The organism is Paraburkholderia sp. (assembly GCF_034668105.1).
GTDB lineage: Bacteria > Pseudomonadota > Gammaproteobacteria > Burkholderiales > Burkholderiaceae > Paraburkholderia.
Genome location: NZ_JAXDPY010000076.1, coordinates 1 through 18,133, shown reverse-complemented (window position 1 = coordinate 18,133; position 18,133 = coordinate 1). Strand labels below are relative to the sequence as shown.

15 protein-coding genes are annotated in these 18,133 nt (G+C 63.3%); 12 read left to right on the top strand and 3 right to left on the bottom strand.

Translation table 11 applies throughout. The annotated features are described in order from the left end of the window. The 3 genes from QOC89_RS03945 to def form a co-directional block, all read left to right on the top strand. The coding region (locus QOC89_RS03945) for a cell division protein ZipA C-terminal FtsZ-binding domain-containing protein (RefSeq protein WP_323043825.1) at positions 1-285 on the top strand (285 nt) is incomplete at its 5' end. A gap of 165 nt (positions 286-450) precedes the next feature. Further along, a complete protein-coding gene (gene ligA / locus QOC89_RS03940) occupies positions 451-2,517 on the top strand; it encodes an NAD-dependent DNA ligase LigA (protein WP_323043824.1) in 2,067 nt (688 codons plus the stop codon). Further along, entirely contained in the window at positions 2,514-3,047 is a 534-nt protein-coding gene (gene def / locus QOC89_RS03935) for a peptide deformylase (RefSeq protein WP_323043823.1), read from the top strand. Before ligA ends, def begins: the two co-directional genes overlap by 4 nt. A 149-nt stretch (positions 3,048-3,196) precedes the next feature. Here the strand turns inward: def and QOC89_RS03930 are convergent, their stop codons facing one another. Genes QOC89_RS03930 through map form a run of 3 tightly spaced genes read right to left on the bottom strand, consistent with a single transcriptional unit; the run spans position 3,197 to position 8,935 of the window. Continuing rightward, on the bottom strand, positions 3,197-5,509 hold the full coding sequence (locus QOC89_RS03930) for a pseudouridine synthase (RefSeq protein WP_323043822.1): 2,313 nt from the start codon (positions 5,507-5,509) through the stop codon (positions 3,197-3,199). Between the two features lie 6 nt (positions 5,510-5,515). Beyond that, positions 5,516-8,095, bottom strand: a complete 2,580-nt coding sequence (locus QOC89_RS03925) for a [protein-PII] uridylyltransferase (protein WP_323043821.1) — start codon at positions 8,093-8,095, stop codon at positions 5,516-5,518. A gap of 30 nt (positions 8,096-8,125) precedes the next feature. Further along, positions 8,126-8,935 carry a type I methionyl aminopeptidase gene (gene map / locus QOC89_RS03920; RefSeq protein WP_323043820.1) on the bottom strand — a complete coding sequence of 270 codons (810 nt, stop codon included), beginning with the start codon at positions 8,933-8,935 and terminating at the stop codon, positions 8,126-8,128. 478 nt (positions 8,936-9,413) lie between these two features. Between map and rpsB the strand changes: the two genes are divergently transcribed. The 9 genes from rpsB to QOC89_RS03875 form a co-directional block, all read left to right on the top strand. Beyond that, positions 9,414-10,166, top strand: a complete 753-nt coding sequence (gene rpsB, locus QOC89_RS03915; protein WP_179732660.1) for a 30S ribosomal protein S2 — start codon at positions 9,414-9,416, stop codon at positions 10,164-10,166. A gap of 193 nt (positions 10,167-10,359) precedes the next feature. Then, positions 10,360-11,241 (top strand): translation elongation factor Ts, encoded by an 882-nt coding sequence (gene tsf, locus QOC89_RS03910; protein WP_323043819.1) that lies wholly within the window; start codon positions 10,360-10,362, stop codon positions 11,239-11,241. A 221-nt stretch (positions 11,242-11,462) separates the two neighbouring features. Beyond that, on the top strand, positions 11,463-12,176 hold the full coding sequence (pyrH, locus tag QOC89_RS03905) for a UMP kinase (protein ID WP_149668280.1): 714 nt from the start codon (positions 11,463-11,465) through the stop codon (positions 12,174-12,176). Positions 12,177-12,276: 100 nt separating this feature from the next. Beyond that, positions 12,277-12,837, top strand: coding sequence for a ribosome recycling factor (gene frr, locus QOC89_RS03900; protein ID WP_012433445.1), 561 nt, complete (start codon positions 12,277-12,279; stop codon positions 12,835-12,837). Positions 12,838-13,132: 295 nt separating this feature from the next. Beyond that, positions 13,133-13,915, top strand: coding sequence for a polyprenyl diphosphate synthase (gene uppS, locus QOC89_RS03895; protein WP_323043818.1), 783 nt, complete (start codon positions 13,133-13,135; stop codon positions 13,913-13,915). Continuing rightward, on the top strand, positions 13,909-14,730 hold the full coding sequence (locus QOC89_RS03890; RefSeq protein ID WP_323043817.1) for a phosphatidate cytidylyltransferase: 822 nt from the start codon (positions 13,909-13,911) through the stop codon (positions 14,728-14,730). Before uppS ends, QOC89_RS03890 begins: the two co-directional genes overlap by 7 nt. A 10-nt stretch (positions 14,731-14,740) precedes the next feature. Continuing rightward, the gene (locus tag QOC89_RS03885) at positions 14,741-15,946 is read left to right on the top strand and encodes a 1-deoxy-D-xylulose-5-phosphate reductoisomerase (RefSeq protein ID WP_323043816.1); all 1,206 of its coding nucleotides are present in this window, start codon (positions 14,741-14,743) and stop codon (positions 15,944-15,946) included. A gap of 7 nt (positions 15,947-15,953) precedes the next feature. After that, a complete protein-coding gene (gene rseP / locus QOC89_RS03880; RefSeq protein WP_323043815.1) occupies positions 15,954-17,339 on the top strand; it encodes an RIP metalloprotease RseP in 1,386 nt (461 codons plus the stop codon). A 67-nt stretch (positions 17,340-17,406) separates the two neighbouring features. Further along, positions 17,407-18,133, top strand: a 727-nt coding sequence (locus QOC89_RS03875; protein WP_323043814.1) for a POTRA domain-containing protein, incomplete at its 3' end; no start/stop codon positions are given.

The following is an 18,133-nucleotide window of genomic DNA, read 5'->3' as shown; positions in this document are numbered from 1 at the left end:
AATTTCCTGCGTGACGACCTGACCTACAAGGGTGGTCAGATGATCACGCTGGTGCTCGACGTGCCGGTCGCGGACGAAGACATCCTGCCGTTCCGCCTGATGTGCGACTACGCAAAATCGTTGGCTGAGCGGATCGGCGGACGGGTGGTCGACGACGGGCGCCGTCCGCTGCCGGAAACCGCGCTGCTGGCGATCGAAAAGCAGTTGATGACGCTCTACGCGAGGCTTGAACAGGCGGGCATTCCGGCGGGTTCGCCGGCTACCCGGCGTTTGTTCAGCCAGTAACGGCTCTACTTTTTCATGTATGACGCGACGGCCGCACGATGTGCGGCCGTTGACGTTTCTGGCCCAACGGCGACGCTTGAAACTGGCCCATTCGGCTGATGTAAAGGGGCACGCTTTCCTGCGATAATCCTACGTCTGAATTTCACTGAAGAAGCTTCCGACAGCATGGCCCGAACTCCCGCCTCAAACCCTGCAACCAGCGCCCCGGCAGAGCGGGCCGCGTGGCTGCGCGCGGAACTCGAACGCGCCAATTACGCGTACTACGTGCTCGACCAGCCGGACCTGCCGGACGCGGAATACGACAAGCTCTTCAAGGAGCTGGAAGGCATCGAGACGGAGCATCCGGACCTGATCGTGCCCGATTCGCCCACCCAGCGCGTGGGCGGCGAGGCGTCGAGCGGTTTCGAGCCGGTCGTGCACGATCAACCCATGCTGTCGCTGAACAATGGCTTCGCGGATGAAGACATCGTCGCGTTCGACAAGCGCGTTGCCGACGCGCTCGGCAAGAACGCAAGCGAACCGGCGGTACCGGTCGACTATGCGGCTGAGCTGAAGTTCGACGGGCTTGCCATTTCGCTGCGTTACGTCGACGGCATGTTCGTCCAGGCGTCCACCCGTGGCGACGGCGCCACCGGCGAGAACGTCACGGAGAACGTCCGCACGATCCGTTCCATTCCGCTGAAGCTCAAGGGTAAGCGCGTGCCGCATGTGCTCGACGTGCGCGGGGAAGTGCTCATGTTCAAGCGCGATTTTGAACGCCTGAATGAGCGCCAGCGGGCCGCTGAGCAGCGGGAATTCGCCAATCCGCGCAACGCCGCGGCAGGCAGTCTGCGGCAACTCGATTCGAAGATCACCGCGCAGCGGCCGCTGTCGTTTTTCGCTTATGGAATCGGCGTGCTCGAAGGCATTGAGATGCCGGCCACGCATAGCGAACTGCTCGACTGGTATAAGGAACTCGGCTTGCCGGTGAATGGCGAACGGGCGGTTGTGCAAGGCGCCGAAGGCTTGCTGGGGTTTTTCCACAAAGTAGGCGAGAAGCGCGACAAGCTGCCGTACGACATCGACGGCGTCGTCTACAAGGTTAACCGGCGCGACGAGCAGGATGCGCTCGGCTTTGTCTCACGCGCGCCGCGTTTCGCGTTGGCGCACAAATTTCCTGCGCAGGAAGCGCTGACCAGGCTCGTCGCGATCGACGTGCAGGTCGGCCGCACCGGCGCAATCACGCCGGTCGCGCGGCTCGAGCCGGTGTTCGTCGGCGGCGCGACGGTGACGAACGCAACCTTGCACAACGAAGACGAAGTGCGCCGCAAGGATATCCGCATCGGCGACACGGTGATCGTGCGGCGCGCCGGCGACGTGATTCCCGAAGTGGTGAGCGCGCTGCTGGAGCGCCGCCCGGAAGACGCGCGCGAGTTCGTCATGCCCACGCACTGCCCGGTGTGCGGCTCGAGCATCGAACGTCTGCCGGACGAGGCGATTGCGCGCTGCACGGGGGGCCTGTTTTGTCCGGCGCAGCGCAAGCAGGCGCTGTGGCACTTCGCGCAGCGGCGCGCGCTGGATATCGACGGGCTCGGCGAAAAGATCATCGATCAACTCGTCGAGCAGAATCTGGTGCGTACGCCCGCCGATCTGTTCAACGTCGGCTTTGCGACGCTTGCTGAACTCGATCGCTTTGCCGAAAAGTCCGCGCAGAATCTGCTCGACTCGCTCGAAAAAGCCAAACACACTACGCTCGCGCGCTTTATTTACGCGCTTGGTATCCGGCATGTGGGCGAATCCACGGCGAAAGATCTGGCGAAGCATTTCGGCTCGCTGAATCCGATCATGGATGCGTCGGTCGAGGAATTGCTGGAGGTGAACGATGTGGGCCCGGTCGTGGCCGAGTCGATTCATCAGTTTTTTGCCGAAGAGCACAACCGCACGGTGATCGAGCAACTGCGCGCGCCGGGCAAGGTCAGCTGGCCGGAAGGGCCGCCCGCGCCCAAAGCGCCGCAAGGCGTGCTGGCGGGCAAGACGGTCGTGTTGACCGGCACCTTGCCCACACTCGCCCGCGAAGAGGCGAAAGAAATGCTCGAAACGGCCGGAGCGAAAGTCGCAGGTTCTGTGTCGAAGAAAACGGACTACGTCGTGGCGGGGGCCGAAGCGGGCAGCAAATTGGCGAAAGCCGAGGAACTCGGCATTCCGGTACTCGACGAAGATGGTATGCGTAAGCTCCTGGAGGGGCAGTTATGATCCGCGAAATTCTCAAGATGGGCGATCCGCGCCTTTTGCAAATTGCCGATCCGGTCGATCACTTCGACACCCCCGAACTGCATGAACTCGTCAAAGACATGTTCGAGACCATGCACGACGCGAACGGTGCGGGGCTCGCCGCGCCGCAGGTGGGCGTCAATCTGCAGGTGGTGATCTTCGGCTTCGGGCATAACGAACGCTATCCGGATGCGCCGCCGGTGCCGGAGACGGTGCTGATCAACCCGACTATCACACCGGTGTCGCTGGATATGGAAGAGGGCTGGGAAGGCTGTCTGTCCGTGCCGGGTCTGCGCGGCGCGGTAAGCCGGTTTTCGATGATCAAGTATCACGGCTTCGACCAGTACGGCAAGCCGATCGACCGCGTTGCCGAGGGCTTTCACGCGCGCGTCGTCCAGCATGAGTGCGACCACCTGATCGGCAAGCTGTACCCGATGCGGATCAATGATTTCGCAAAGTTCGGCTTCACCGAAGTCCTGTTTCCGGATATGGACCCGAATAGCGACGACTAACGTTGGGGTCCCGGGCTGCGGCGGATGCATTGTCGCGTGTGTCGCAGCAGACGTAAAAAACCCACGTTTTCACGTGGGTTTTTTGTTGGGCGAGCGTCACGGTGCGGGCGCCGTGAGTTTCTCCTTGTTTGAGCGTCAAGCTCCCGGCATCAAAACGACTCGTCCGCCGACAGATAGCGCCATTGGCCCGGCGGCAGTGCGCCCAGCATCACCTGGCCCATCCGCACACGCTTCAGGCCGAGTACTTCGAGGCCGACCAGTTCGCACATCCGGCGGATCTGGCGTTTCTTGCCTTCACGCAGCACGAATCGCAGTTGCTCGCCGTTTTGCCAATTGACCTGTGCGGGTTTCAGCGGCACGTCGTCGAGCGAGAGGCCGTGGCACAAGAGCGCGAGGCTTTCCGGCGGGAAGTGGCTTTCGACGTCAGTGGTGTGCTCGCCGAACGACACGCGCACCAGATATTCCTTGTCGATTTCCGAATGGCCGCCGATCAACTGTTTGGCAATGCGGCCGTCCTGCGTCAGCACCAGCAAGCCCGTCGAATCGATGTCGAGGCGCCCGGCCGGTGCAAGCTGGCGCAGATGCGAGACCGAGAAGCGGACGTCCGAACTGTCGCCTTCCCAGCGATTTTCCGGCGTGACCAGCGTGATCGCCGGTTGATAGCCGTCTTCCGCCTGGCCCGATACGAGGCCCACGGGCTTGTGGATCAGGACCGTCACCTGGCTCGCTTGCGCCGCTTCGGCGGCCGGGTCGACCTCGATGCGCTGGTCCGGGCGAACCTTGGTGCCGAGCGTGTCGATCCGCTCGCCGTCGACCAGCACCCAGCCCTTTTCGATCCACTCGTCCGCTTCGCGGCGTGAGCACAGGCCGAGCTCCGACATCAGCTTGGACAGGCGCAGGGTGCCCGGTGCGTCTTCGTAATCGCGGCGCGGCGTGCGCGGGGCGGCATCGACGTCATCGCCGTGTTCGGCTCTGGCGGCCGGCGCCGGACCACGCGGCTTGTCGGCACGGGCGGGGCGGTTGTCGTCGCCGAAGCGGCGGCCGGCGGCCGGGAGTGCCTTGTCGAAACTGCGAGCCGGGCGTTCGCCCCGATCGGACCGTTCGCTACGTTCGCCGGCACGCGCCGGACGATCGCCGAATTCACGTTTGGCGGGTGCTCGTTCGCCGCGGTCGTCGCGCGGTGCGCGCGCCGGACGATCCGTGCGGTCGCCGTAGCCGCTTTTGACGGGTTTCGCGAAACTGCGCTCGCCACGCTCGGAGGCGCCGCGCTCGCCTTCAAAACGGCGTGGTGCTGCGCTGTCGCTGCGTGGCCCGCGTTCGCCGGTGCGGCGCTCCTGAGGGGCGCCACGGTTGCTGCCGAAGCGCGGCCGATCCGAGGCATCACGCGCCGGACGCTCGCCACGCGGCCCACCTTCCGACGGACGGCCTGCACCCGGACGCGGCCCGCTGAATGAGCGGCGTTCGCCGTCTTCACGGCGTGGGGCACGGTTGCCTTCGACACTGCGCGGTGCGCGTTCGCTGCGATCTGCGCTGCCTTCGAAGCGGCGGGGCGCGCGTTCGCTGCGGTCGGGGCTTCCTTCGAAGCGGCGGGGTGCGCCTTGGCTGCGTTCGCCATCAGCGCGACGCGGAGTACGTTCGTTGCGATCTCCACCTTCAAAGCGGCGGGGCGCGCGCTCACTATCGTCCCGACGCGGCGCACGGTCGCCGCCCTCAAACCGGCGCGGAGCGCCTTGAGGGCGTTCGCCATCAGCACGGCGCGGAGCACGTTCGCTAGGATCAGCGCCACCTTCAAACCTACGGGGCGCACGAGCGCTATCGTCCCGACGCGGTGCACGATCTCCGCCCTCAAACCGGCGCGGAGCGCCTTGGCTACGCTCACCATCAGCACGGCGCGGAGCACGTTCGCTACGATCAGCGCCACCTTCAAACCTGCGGGGCGCACGAGCAGCTTCGTCCCGACGCGGCGCACGATCGCCGCCGCCTTCAAACCGACGCGGAGCGCTTTGAGCGCGTTCACCGTCAGCACGACGCGGAGCGCGTTCACCACGATCCGCGCCACCTTCAAACCTACGCGGTGGACGATCGCCCTCGTCCCGGCGCGGTGCCCGCTCGCTGCCGCCTTCAAACCGGCGCGGCGGACCGCCGGCCCCTTCACGCCGCGGCGGCCGATCCGACGACGCCCGGCGCGCAGCGCCTGCACCGCCTGCATCCCGCTCGCGGGAAAACGATCCTTCAGCCCGTGGCGCACGCGCACCGGCGCCCGCCGGCTTGCCTGCTCCAGCGGGCCGCTTGCCGCCACCCGCTGCGCCTTCACCCCGCGCCCCGCTAAAACCCGCCGTCGACGTGGACGGCTTCGGCCCGGCCGGGCGCGTCGGCTTACGCGCCGAAGTGCTTCCGGTACGGACAGGGGCGCGTTCCGACGAAGCCGGCCGCGGGTGCTTGGCTGTTAATTTGACTCGCATGAAATCTCACACTGCAATCGCGCGCAGCAGTTCGGTCTCGACCTGAATTTGCAGGCGGTTGTCCGACAGACCGTGCCCATCCAGCAGGAACACGTCTTCGACGCGTTCGCCGAGCGTATTGATCCGCGCCGACGCGACGCCGACCCGGTGCTCGGCCAGCACGCGCGCGATCGAATAAAGAAGGCCTGGCCGGTCGTTCGCAGACACGGACAGGATGTAATATTGGCCGCGCTCGTCGGCCCGGAGATCGACGCGCGGCGTGACAGGGAAGGTCCGCGACAGCCGTGACAAACGGCCTTTCGACGGTCCCGGGAGCAGGGTGCCGTCACCCGTGAGGCGTGCGGTCAGTTCCTGTTCGACCAGATTGGCAATATCGCGATAATGCACGTCTTCTTCGGTATGCGCGACGAGGAAATTATCGAGCGCGTACCCGTGACGGGTCGTGCTGACCCGCGCATCGAGCACCGACAAGCCGTTGCGGTCGAAATACGCGCAAATGCCGGCGAACAGATCGGGCTGATCCTTCACATACACCAGCACCTGAAGCGCTTCGCCGATCGGTGACGGACGGGCCCGCACGATCGGCGTCGCGGTTTCCACATGCCGGTACAGCACGCGGGTTTGCCACGCGATATCCGCCGCGTCGTGGCGCAGGAAATAGCCGATGTCCAGTTTGTCCCACAGCGCCTTTTGCGCGCCTTCCGGCACAGTTTCGAGGCGCAGCAGGGCCAATGCCTCTTCCTGGCGCGACTTCAGCTCGGAATGCGCGTCAGGCCGTGCGCCGCCGAGTACCGCCAGGGTCGCACGGTAAAGGTCCTCGAGCAGCTTGCCTTTCCATGTGTTCCAGACTTTCGGGCTGGTGCCGCGAATGTCGGCCACGGTCAGCAGGTAAAGCGCGGTCAGCCGGCGCTCATTGCCGACCAGTCCGGCAAACCGCTTGATGACTTCGGGGTCGCTCGTGTCCTGCTTCTGCGCCACCTGGCTCATGGTCAGATGCTGCTGGACCAGCCAGACGACCAGATCGCCGTCTTCACCCTCGATGCCATGGCTGCGGCAGAAGCGCCGCGCATCCGCCATGCCGAGCGTGGAATGGTCGCCGCCGCGGCCCTTGGCGATGTCGTGAAACAGCGCCGCCACGTACAACACCCACGGCCGGTCGAAATTGGCGATCAGCTGACTGCAGAACGGATATTCGTGCGCGTGTTCGGCTACCGCGAAGCGGCGCAGATTGCGCAACACCATCAGGATGTGCTGATCGACCGTATAGACGTGATACAGGTCGTGCTGCATCTGGCCGACAATGCGCCGGAAGTTCAGCAGGTAACGCCCGAGCACGCTGGTCTGGTTCATCAGCCGCATCGCGTGGGTGATGCCGGCCGGCTCCTTCAGGATGTCCATGAAGAGGCGCCGGTTTTCCGGATCGCGCCGCCAATGCTGATCCATGACGTCGCGGGCGTTGTAGATCGCGCGCAGCGTGCGCGCCGATAAACCCTTCACGCCAGGCGTTTGTTCGTAAAGCAGAAAAGCTTCGAGGATCGCGTTCGGCTCGCGTTGAAATACGTCGTCGCTGGCGATTTCCAGCATGCCTTGTTTTTCGACGAAACGGTCCGACAGCACGCGCGTGATGCCGCTCGTGTCGGGGAAAAGCTGTGCCTCGATGTTCTGGATCAGGATCGTCGCGAGCTGCGTGACGGCCTTGGCGGCCCAGTAATAGCGGCGCATCAGTTGTTCGCTGGCACGCTTGGTGGCCGTTGGCTTGTAGCCGAAGCTCTCGGCCACCGGCGTTTGCAGGTCGAACACCAGAATGTCCTGACGACGGCCGGCGAGCACATGCAGCCGCGCCCGCAGCGTTTTCAGGAAGCCTTCGTTGCGGCGCAGTTCGCGCGCTTCCCGCTCGGTGATCAAGCCGCGTGCTTCGAGCTCGCGCCAGCTACTGCCGAAGCCCGCTGCCTGCGTGATCCACAGAATCAGTTGCAGGTCGCGCAGGCCACCCGGGCTTTCCTTGACGTTCGGCTCGAGCGAATAAGGCGTGTCCTGAAACTTGGCGTGCCGCTGACGCATTTCCAGCACTTTGGCCTGGAAGAATGCGCGCGGGTCGAGCGTTTCGCGGTAGCGCTTCGCAAAGTCGTCGAACAGCGGGGCGCTGCCCGTGATGCGCCGGGCCTCGAGCAGCGAGGTGCGCACGGTGACGTCGTTGGCGGCTTCTTCGACACACTGCACGACGCTGCGCACGCTGCTGCCGAGTTCGAGCCCGAGATCCCACGCAAGACTGATGAAGCGTTCGATGCGCGCTTCGAGATGCGCAATCGGCGCGTCGGGCAGCAGCACCAGAATGTCGATGTCGGAATGCGGCGCGAGTTCGCCCCGCCCGTAACCGCCGACCGCCAGCAGGGCCAGCTCCGCCGGCAGTTCACAGGTGTTCCAGGCGGCGCGCAGCGACTCGTCCGTGACGCGCGCGAGCGCTGCCATCAGCGAGTCGACATTGGAGGCGGTCTTGAAGCGTTCCAGCAACTGGGCTTTGGCCACTTTATAGTCCGCCTTGAGCGACGTGGCATGGGATTGGGCGACGGCTGGAACACTACTCATTGGCAGGGGGCGGGTGAGGTCGGAAGTCGATCAGGCCGTGGCCGCAACGACCGGCGGACGCGCGGGCGTGCCGGCCGAGACAGTCAGCACGTCGTAGCCCGTTTCGGTGACGAGCACCGTGTGCTCCCACTGCGCCGACAGGCTGCGGTCTTTGGTTTTGACGGTCCACTGGTCCGGCATGGTGCGGATGTCGCGCCGGCCGGCGTTGATCATCGGCTCGATCGTGAAGATCATGCCGGTCTGCAACTCGATCCCGGTGCCAGGGCGGCCGTAGTGCAGGACTTGCGGATCTTCGTGGAACACGGTGCCGATTCCGTGGCCGCAATACTCGCGCACCACGCTGTAGCCTTGCGCTTCGGCATGCTTCTGGATCGCATAGCCGATATCGCCGAGATGGGCGCCCGGACGCACCTGATCGATGCCGAGCCACATGCATTCGAAGGTGGTCTGGACCAGCCGCTTCGCCATGATCGAACCTTCGCCGACGATGAACATCCGGCTGGTGTCGCCGAAGTAACCTTCCTTGATCACCGTGACGTCAATATTCAGCGCGTCGCCGTGCTTCAGCGTTTTATCGCCCGGAATGCCGTGGCAGATCACGTCGTTGACCGAAATGCAGGTGGCTTTCGGGTAAGGCGGATAGCCGGTCGGCTGATAATTCAGCGGCGCCGGAACCGTGCCTTGTACCTGGAGCATGTATTCGTGACACAGCCGGTCGAGTTCGCCGGTTGTGACGCCGGCCGTGATGAACGGCGTGATGTAGTCGAGCACTTCGCTAGCGAGCTTGCAGGCGACGCGCATTTGCGCGATATCGTGTTCGTTTTTGAGCGTAATAGCCATGAGTCGGGCCTGAAATGCGATTTATTGCAAGATTATCGCACCATATTCCCGCCGCCGCAGGCTTTTGCAAGAGGACAGTGGCCTTTTGCGGGCGTTTGGCGGCGGTCTCTGCACCTTCTGTCGCGCCCATCTTCGCGGCTGTGGCCGCCACCCTGGCTCGGGCCCGGCTGGTGCCCGGGTGCAACCCGGCTGCGTCAAATGGGAGCTACCGCAGGTTGAGTCGGCCGATAGTCGCGTGCTATAATCTTTGGCTAAGTCGATCTCTGTCTTATTTTGTTGCTTTATTGGCTGCTCTGGTAAGCACAAACTGGCAGGAGAGGCGCCTCGTAGCGATAGTTGCCTGCGCTACGGGCAAGGTAGTACCAAGGCAGCAGACTCGCAAGCCGGCGCACCCAGGGTGTCCGTCGCGTTCAGCCGAAAAAAGGCGGCGCGGCAGATACGGCAGCCGGCTTAAGACCCAACCCTCGCGGAGATTTTCATGGCAGTTACCATGCGTCAAATGCTGGAAGCCGGTGTCCACTTCGGTCACCAAACGCGCTTCTGGAACCCGAAGATGGCCCCCTTCATTTTCGGCCATCGCAACAAGATTCACATCATCAACCTCGAAAAGACGCTGCCGATGTACAACGACGCGCTGAAGTACGCGCGTCAACTGGCGGCGAATCGCGGCACGATCCTGTTCGTCGGCACGAAGCGTCAATCGCGTGACACGATCGCTGAAGAAGCGCAACGCGCTGGCATGCCGTACGTCAACGCGCGCTGGCTCGGCGGCATGCTGACCAACTTCAAGACGCTGAAGGTCTCGATCAAGCGCCTGAAGGACATGGAAGCAGCGCTGGAAGCAGGCGAAACCGAACGCATGAGCAAGAAGGAAGCGCTCCTGTTCGAACGCGAAATGGCCAAGCTGCAAAAGTCGATCGGCGGCGTGAAAGACATGGGCGGTATTCCGGACGCGATCTTCGTGGTCGACGTCGGCTATCACAAGATTGCCGTTACCGAAGCTAACAAGCTCGGCGTGCCGGTCATCGCCGTGGTTGACACGAACCACTCGCCGGAAGGCATCGATTACGTGATCCCGGGTAACGACGACGCTTCGAAGGCAGTCGCTCTGTACACGGCTGGCGTGGCTGACGCGATCCTCGAAGGCCGTGCGAACGCGGTCAACGAAGTGGTGCAGGCTGCACGTGGTGGCGACGGCGACGAGTTCGTCGAGGTCAACGCGGAAGCGTAAAGCTGCCCCGTGTCCGGCAAAAAAGGGGGCTTTCTACAGGCCCCCTTTTTTTAAGCCGCGACAAAGTAGTGATGTGCTGTGAACAGTGCCTGAAACATAGCTCGTCAATAATACGGGCGACGTTGAAACGAATTCTTGCCGCCGGCATCGAAGTCCGGGCGGCGTGTGACAGATGGAACTCAAGGAGCAAATGATGGCGGCAATTACCGCAAGCATGGTTGCAGAACTGCGCGCAAAGACCGACGCGCCGATGATGGAATGCAAGAAAGCGCTGACGGAAGCCGAAGGCGACATGGCGCGCGCTGAAGAGCTGCTGCGCGTGAAGCTCGGTAACAAGGCTAGCAAGGCTGCGTCGCGCGTGACGGCTGAAGGCGTGGTCGCATCGTTTATCGGCGGCAACGCGGGTTCGCTGGTCGAACTGAACTGCGAAACCGACTTCGTTTCGAAGAACGACGACTTCCTGGCTTTCTCGAAGACCGTCGCTGAACTGGTCGCTACGCAAAACCCGGCTGACGTCGCCGCGCTGTCGACCCTGCCGCTGGACGGCTCGACGGTCGACGCAGTGCGCCTGGCGCTGGTCGGCAAGATCGGTGAAAACCTGTCGATCCGCCGCTTCGTGCGTTTCGAAACCTCGAACAAGCTGGCAGCGTATCTGCACGGCACGCGTATCGGCGTGCTGGTCGAGTACACCGGCGCGGACGAACAGGTCGGCAAAGACGTGGCCATGCACATCGCCGCCATGAAGCCGGTCTCGCTGTCGTCGGACGACGTCCCGGCGGATCTGATCGCCAAGGAGCGCAGCATTGCTGAACAGAAGGCTGCAGAATCGGGCAAGCCGGCTGAAATCGTCGCCAAGATGGTCGACGGCAGCGTGCAGAAGTACCTGAAGGAAGTGTCGCTGCTGAACCAGACGTTCGTTAAGAACGACAAGCAGACGATCGAACAGATGCTGAAGGCCGGCAACGCGAGCGTGCAGAAGTTCGCGCTGTTCGTGGTTGGCGAAGGCATCGAGAAGAAGCAGGACGACTTCGCAGCCGAAGTGGCCGCTCAAGTCGCTGCTGCAAAGCAGCAATAAGCATCGGTTAAGCTTTAAGTCAGTACCGTTGGACCCGCGGCGGAGCAAGACTCTGCCGCGGTCGGCAGCGCCGCAAGGCTGCGCGCGGGTCGACCCTCGCTGCGCGGCCGTCTCTGGCGAACCCCAGGGTTCGTCAATTTGGCGACGCTTGCCCGAATCAGCATTTCACCCCTACATTAGTCCCTTGTTGTTGCCCTGTTCCGCGCGATCTGGATACCCCTATGCCCACTGCCTATAAACGCGTCCTGCTCAAACTCTCCGGTGAAGCTCTGATGGGCGACGATGCCTTCGGCATCAATCGCGCGACCATCGAACGAATGGTGGCGGACGTGGCCGAAGTGGTCCGTCTCGGAACGCAGCTGGCCGTGGTGATCGGCGGCGGCAACATTTTTCGCGGCGTCGCGGGCGGCGCGGCCGGTATGGACCGCGCCACGGCTGACTACATGGGCATGCTGGCCACCATGATGAACGCGTTGGCGCTGCAGGACGCAATGCGCCACGCCGGCATCGAAGCGCGCGTGCAATCCGCGCTGCGCATGGACCAGGTGGTTGAGCCGTACATCCGGCCCCGCGCGATTCGCCAGCTCGAAGAAGGCAAAGTCGTGATTTTCGCGGCCGGTACCGGCAACCCGTTCTTCACGACTGATACGGCCGCTGCGCTGCGCGGCTCGGAAATCGGCGCGGAAGTCGTGCTGAAGGCCACCAAGGTGGACGGCGTCTATTCCGCCGACCCCAAGAAAGACTCGAGCGCGACCCGTTACACCACGATCAGTTTCGACGAAGCCATCGGCCGCAATCTGCAGGTGATGGACGCCACGGCGTTCGCGCTGTGCCGCGACCAGAAGCTGCCGATCCGGGTGTTTTCGATCGTCAAGCCGGGCGCGCTCAAGCGCATCGTACAAGGCGAGGACGAGGGCACCCTCGTCCACGTGTAAACTCTCGTTCACATAACGTGGGCTTTAACGCGGGCCCAGGCCGCCGCATCATGCGCGCGCTGGCCGGCTCGCACCGTTTTGAAGGTTCGGAGGTTTAAAAATGTCTGTGGCTGATATCAGGAAGGGCGCTGAACAAAAGATGCAGCGTTCCATCGACGCGTTCAAGAACGATCTGTCGAAGATCCGCACGGGCCGTGCACACACGGGTCTGCTCGATCACATCCAGTGCGATTACTACGGTTCGCCGGTGCCGATTTCGCAGGTCGCGAACCTGACGTTGATCGACGCACGCACGATCGGCGTGCAGCCGTGGGAAAAGAAGATGGTCCAGGTCGTCGAAAAGGCGATCCGCGAGTCGGACCTCGGTCTGAACCCGGCTACGCAAGGCGACGTGATCCGCGTGCCGATGCCCGCGCTGACCGAAGAACGCCGCCGCGAACTGACCAAAGTGGTCAAGAGCGAAGCGGAAACGGCCAAGGTCGCGGTTCGTAACCTGCGCCGTGATGCAAACGAGCAACTGAAAAAGCTCGTGAAAGACAAGGAAATTTCTGAAGATGACGAGCGTCGTGCAGGTGACGACGTTCAGAAACTGACGGACAAGTTTGTCGCGGAGATCGACAAACTTGTAGTAACTAAAGAAGCTGAGATCATGACGGTCTGAGGCCGTTGGCTCCCAGGAGAACGCCGGACGGTTCAAGGTTTTCCGTTCGGCAGAAAGTCCTCTGCCCCGAAGGAAGTCCGGTTGGGGATCGGGGGATTGCCCCCTCGGGGGCCTGGTGCGAAGCGCCAGGTTTGGGGAGCACTCAGCAGAACGGCGGGCCGCCCGAAGTTTTTCGCTCCACAGGAAGTCCTCTTGGGGGATTGCCTCCTCAGGGGCTTGGCGCGAAGCGCCGGACTTGTGGGCACTCAGCACGTTCAAGACTTCCACTTTTTTTGCAGTCACTGTCCCGACGGCCATGACCTATACCAGCTCAACCGTGCGCGTGCCTGATGTCGCCGCGGTGCCGCGACATATCGCGATCATCATGGACGGCAACGGCCGTTGGGCGACCCAGCGGCGCCTGCCGCGCGTGGCCGGCCATACGCGCGGCGTCGACGCAGTGCGCGCGGCGGTCGAGGCGTGCGCCCGGCAGGGCGTCGAATACCTGACGCTGTTTGCCTTCAGCTCCGAAAACTGGCGCCGCCCGAACGACGAAGTGTCGTTCCTGATGCGGCTGTTCGTCACCGCGTTGGAGCGCGAGATCGGCAAGCTGCACGCCAACGGCATCCGTTTGCGCGTGGTTGGCGATCTGGCTCGATTCGATACGCGTATTCGCGACCTGATCAAGCGCGCGGAAAGCAAAACCGCGCGCAATACACGTCTCACGCTCACCATTGCCGCCAATTACGGCGGCCGCTGGGACATCATGCAAGCCACCCGTAAGCTGGCCGAGCAATCGGCGCTGGCGGGCAAGGCGGTCGAGGTGAACGAAGATTCGTTCGCCGAACACCTGTCGATGGCCTATGCGCCGGAGCCGGACCTCTTCATCCGCACCGGCGGCGAGCGCCGTGTCAGCAACTTTCTGCTGTGGCAGCTCGCCTACACCGAGTTTTACTTCACCGACACATTCTGGCCGGACTTCGACGCGGAAGCGCTCGGCCACGCCATCGCTTCCTACGCGGAGCGTGAGCGCCGCTTCGGCCGCACCAGTGCTCAACTCGAGCCGCAATCGCAAAACGTCGATTCGCTTCCATGCTAAAAACCCGTGTTATCACGGCGATCATCCTGCTGGCGGTCTTCCTGCCGGTCACGTTGTTCGCGCCGGTCGGCGCGTTCGGCGCGCTGATCGCTTTCGTCGTCGTGTTCGCCGCGTGGGAATGGGCGCGCCTGCTCAAGCTCGGCGGCGCGGGTCCGGTCATCTACGCGCTGGTGGCCGCGGTTGCGCTGGTCGCGAGCACGCGGCTTGGCACCGGTGTCGAGGAGCCCCGGCCGCTCTTTCAGGCAGCCGCTATTTTCTGGGTGATCGCGGGGCCGTATGTGCTCCTGCGCAAGCCGACCCTCGCGCAAGGCGCCTGGCGCGCTTTTCTATTCCTTGCCGGCATTGTGGTATTCGTCGCGTGCTGGCATGCTCTCGTCGCCGCGCGCATGAAGGGCGTGCCGTTCGTGCTGTCGCTGCTGCTGTTGGTATGGCTGGCCGATATCGGCGCATACTTCTCCGGAAAAGCGTTCGGCAAGCACAAGCTGGCGCCTGCCATCAGCCCGGGTAAGACTTGGGAGGGCGCGATCGGCGGCTGGCTGGTGGTCATGATCGTCGCCGCGGCGGCGGTCGTATTTCATGCGTTCGAGCCAACCTTGTACTCCGCGCTGCTGGCGCAACTGGGTGCCGTACGTACGCTGCTCGCACTGACCTTGCTGGTGGCATTCAGCGTGGTGGGCGACCTGTTCGAATCAATGATGAAACGCCAGGCCGGGGTGAAAGATTCAAGCGGCCTGTTGCCTGGGCACGGTGGCGTGCTCGACCGCATCGACGCATTGTTGCCGGTGCTTCCGCTTGCCATGCTGCTGCTCGGCTAGAGAAAGAGATATGCAAAAACGTCTGACATTGCTCGGTTCCACGGGCTCGATTGGAGACAGCACGCTCGACGTCGTCGCGCGTCATCCCGAGCGCTTTTCGGTTTACGCGCTCACAGCGCATCGCAACGGCGACAAGCTCGTCGAGCAATGCTTGCGCTTTCAGCCTGAAGTCGCGGTAGTCGGCGACGCCGATACGGCCGCGCACGTCGCGGCGAAACTGCGCGAGGCCGGTTGCAAGACCGAAGTCACGTACGGGCCGCAAGCGCTGGTCGACGTGTCGAAGAACGCGGGCTGCGATACCGTGGTGGCGGCGATCGTCGGCGCCGCGGGTCTCGCGCCGAGTCTCGCGGCGGCGCGCGCCGGCAAGCGCATCCTGCTCGCCAACAAGGAAGCGCTGGTGATGTCCGGCGCGATCTTCATGGACGCGGTGCGCGACAACGGCGCCGTGCTGTTGCCCGTCGACAGCGAACACAACGCAATTTTCCAATGTCTGCCGCGCGAAGCCGCGCTGCACGGCGGCGTCTCGAAGATCATCCTGACCGCCTCGGGCGGCCCGTTCCGTACGCGCGAACCGGCCACGCTGGCCGGCGTCACGCCTGACGAAGCCTGCAAGCATCCGAACTGGGTGATGGGCCGCAAGATTTCCGTCGACTCGGCCACGATGATGAACAAGGGCCTCGAGGTGATCGAGGCGCATTGGCTATTCAATTTGCCAGGCGAGCGCATCGACGTGCTGATTCACCCGCAAAGCGTGATTCATTCGATGGTGTCGTACGCCGACGGCTCGGTGCTCGCGCAACTGGGCAACCCCGACATGCGCACGCCGATTGCTCATGCGCTGGCGTTTCCGGAGCGGATCGATTCGGGTGTCGCACAACTCGATCTGCTGCAGGTCGCATCGCTCTCGTTCGAAAAGCCGGATTACGCACGCTTCCCGTGTCTTGCGCTCGCGGTGAAGGCGCTGGCCGAGGGAGGCCTCGCGAGCGCGGCCCTGAATGCCGCGAACGAAGTCGCCGTTGAAGCGTTCCTGGCACGTCAGATCGGTTTCATGGCGATCGCCCAGGTAGTCGACGCGGTGCTCAACGCGTTGCCGAACCGTAGCGCGCACGCGCTGGAAGACGCGATCGAAGCGGATGCGGCCGCGCGTCGCGCCGCTGCCGACTTCATCGCGCGTCTGCCGGATGGCGCCCGTCGCACGGAACGCGCCGTCCAGTGAGGCGCCTATGAATCTGCTGATCGAACTGCTTGCCTTCGCGGTCGCGATTGGCGTGCTCGTGGTCGTCCACGAGTACGGGCATTACAGCGTGGCGCGTTTGTGCGGCGTCAAGGTATTGCGTTTTTCGATCGGCTTCGGCAAGCCGCTGTTCCAATGGGTGAGCCCGAAGACCGGTACCGAATGGACAATTGCCGCGCTGCCGCTGGGCGGCTACGTGAAGATGCTCGACGAGCGCGAGACCGGCGGCGCGCCGATTCCCGTTGAGGCTTTGCCGCATGCGTTCAACCGGCAGTCGGTGTGGCGCCGTTTCGCGATTGTCGCGGCCGGCCCGGTCGCAAACTTCCTGCTTGCCATCGTGCTGTTCGCCCTCGTGTTCGCCACCGGCGTGACGGAGCCGGCGGCTGTGGTCGCGGCGCCCGCTGCAAATACGCCGGCGGCGCTGGCCGGTTTCGACGGCGGCGAAACGATTGTCGCGGTGCGTGCCGAGAATGCCGGTGAATCCGAGCGCGTGCGCTCGTGGTCCGATTTGCGCTGGAAACTGCTGGGCGCGGCATTCGATCACAAGCGCGTCGTGCTGAGCGCGAAAGACGCCCACGGCACCTCGGATTTCCAGCTCGATCTGCGCGGCATCACCGAGAAAGACGTCGACGACGATTTTATGTCGCATCTCGGTTTCGAACCGGGGGGCGGCAAGCTGACGGTCGCGGGAGTGCAACCCGATAGCGCGGCGCAAAAAGCAGGTCTTGCCGTGGGTGACCGTCTGCGCGCGATCAACGGTATCCCTACCGACAATGCCACGGCCTTCATCGCCTATGTAAAATCGCACGCCGGCACGCCCCTGACGCTGCAAGTGGAACGTGGCGGACAGGCGGCGGGCAGGCTGGAAGACGTTCGCATCGTCCCGCAGTCGCAACGTGATGACGCGACAGGGCAGCAGATCGGCCGTATCGGCGCGGAACTCGCCACTCAGGTGCCTTCGATCGACGTGCATTACGGTCCGGTCGAAAGCCTGCAACTGGGCGCGCGCCGCACCTGGGATCTCGCTGTTTACTCCGTGCGCATGTTCGGACGAATGATCGTCGGCGAGGCTTCGCTGAAGAATCTTTCTGGCCCCGTGACGATCGCCGATTACGCAGGAAAGAGCGCACGTCTAGGTCCTTCTGCATTCCTGTCGTTCCTGGCCCTTGTCAGTATTAGCCTCGGCGTACTGAACCTGTTACCAATTCCGGTATTGGACGGGGGTCATCTGTTATATTATTTGGTTGAAGCTGTAACCGGCAAGGTTGTCTCTGATCGCTGGCAACTCGTTTTTCAGAGGGCGGGTCTCGCCTGCATCGTCGCGTTGTCGGCGATTGCGCTGTTCAACGATCTGGCTCGTTTAATCCATTTTTAAAGTGTCTGGCGGCGTTCACGATGGCGACCGCCCGACCTGATGCAGCTATACACACTGGGGAAGCACGTTGTTTAAACCTCATCGCTTTGTTCCAAAGACGGTTATAGCCGCGGCATTCGCCGCGCATGGGCTGGTTGCTCACGCAACGACGCCCTTCGTGGTGCAAGACATCCGGATCGAGGGATTGCAACGCGTCGAACCTGGTACCGTGTTCGCGTACCTGCCCATCAAGCAAGGCGATACCTTTAGCGACGACAAGGCTTCTGAAGCCATTCGCGCGCTGTACGCCACGGGCTTTTTCAACGACGTCAAGATCGCGACTGAAGGCAACGTCGTCATCGTGCAGGTGCTGGAACGTCCGGCGGTCGGCTCGATCGACTTCGCGGGCATTCACGAGTTCGAGAAGGACAATCTGACCAAGGCGCTGCGCGCGGTCGGCCTGTCGCAAGGCCGTTACTACGACAAGGCACTCGTCGACAAGGCCGAGCAGGAACTGAAGCGCCAGTACCTCACGCGTGGTTATTACGCCGCCGAGGTCACCACCACGATCACGCCGATCGACCGTAACCGCGTGTCGGTGCTGTTCTCGGTGGCGGAAGGTCCGAGCGCGAAGATCCGCCAGATCAACTTCATCGGCAACAAGGCGTTCAGCACGGGTACCCTGCGCGATGAAATGCAGCTGTCCACGCCGAACTGGTTCTCGTGGTACACGAAGAACGACCTGTACGCGAAAGACAAGCTCACCGGCGACCTGGAAAACGTCCGCTCGTATTACCTGAATCGCGGCTACCTCG

Coding starts and splice junctions, on each gene's coding strand:
- ligA (WP_323043824.1), top strand. CDS start 451: ATGGCCCGAACTCCCGCCTCAAACCCTGCAACCAGCGCCCCGGCAGAG.
- def (WP_323043823.1), top strand. CDS start 2,514: ATGATCCGCGAAATTCTCAAGATGGGCGATCCGCGCCTTTTGCAAATT.
- QOC89_RS03930 (WP_323043822.1), bottom strand. CDS start 5,509: ATGCGAGTCAAATTAACAGCCAAGCACCCGCGGCCGGCTTCGTCGGAA.
- QOC89_RS03925 (WP_323043821.1), bottom strand. CDS start 8,095: ATGAGTAGTGTTCCAGCCGTCGCCCAATCCCATGCCACGTCGCTCAAG.
- map (WP_323043820.1), bottom strand. CDS start 8,935: ATGGCTATTACGCTCAAAAACGAACACGATATCGCGCAAATGCGCGTC.
- rpsB (WP_179732660.1), top strand. CDS start 9,414: ATGGCAGTTACCATGCGTCAAATGCTGGAAGCCGGTGTCCACTTCGGT.
- tsf (WP_323043819.1), top strand. CDS start 10,360: ATGGCGGCAATTACCGCAAGCATGGTTGCAGAACTGCGCGCAAAGACC.
- pyrH (WP_149668280.1), top strand. CDS start 11,463: ATGCCCACTGCCTATAAACGCGTCCTGCTCAAACTCTCCGGTGAAGCT.
- frr (WP_012433445.1), top strand. CDS start 12,277: ATGTCTGTGGCTGATATCAGGAAGGGCGCTGAACAAAAGATGCAGCGT.
- uppS (WP_323043818.1), top strand. CDS start 13,133: ATGACCTATACCAGCTCAACCGTGCGCGTGCCTGATGTCGCCGCGGTG.
- QOC89_RS03890 (WP_323043817.1), top strand. CDS start 13,909: ATGCTAAAAACCCGTGTTATCACGGCGATCATCCTGCTGGCGGTCTTC.
- QOC89_RS03885 (WP_323043816.1), top strand. CDS start 14,741: ATGCAAAAACGTCTGACATTGCTCGGTTCCACGGGCTCGATTGGAGAC.
- rseP (WP_323043815.1), top strand. CDS start 15,954: ATGAATCTGCTGATCGAACTGCTTGCCTTCGCGGTCGCGATTGGCGTG.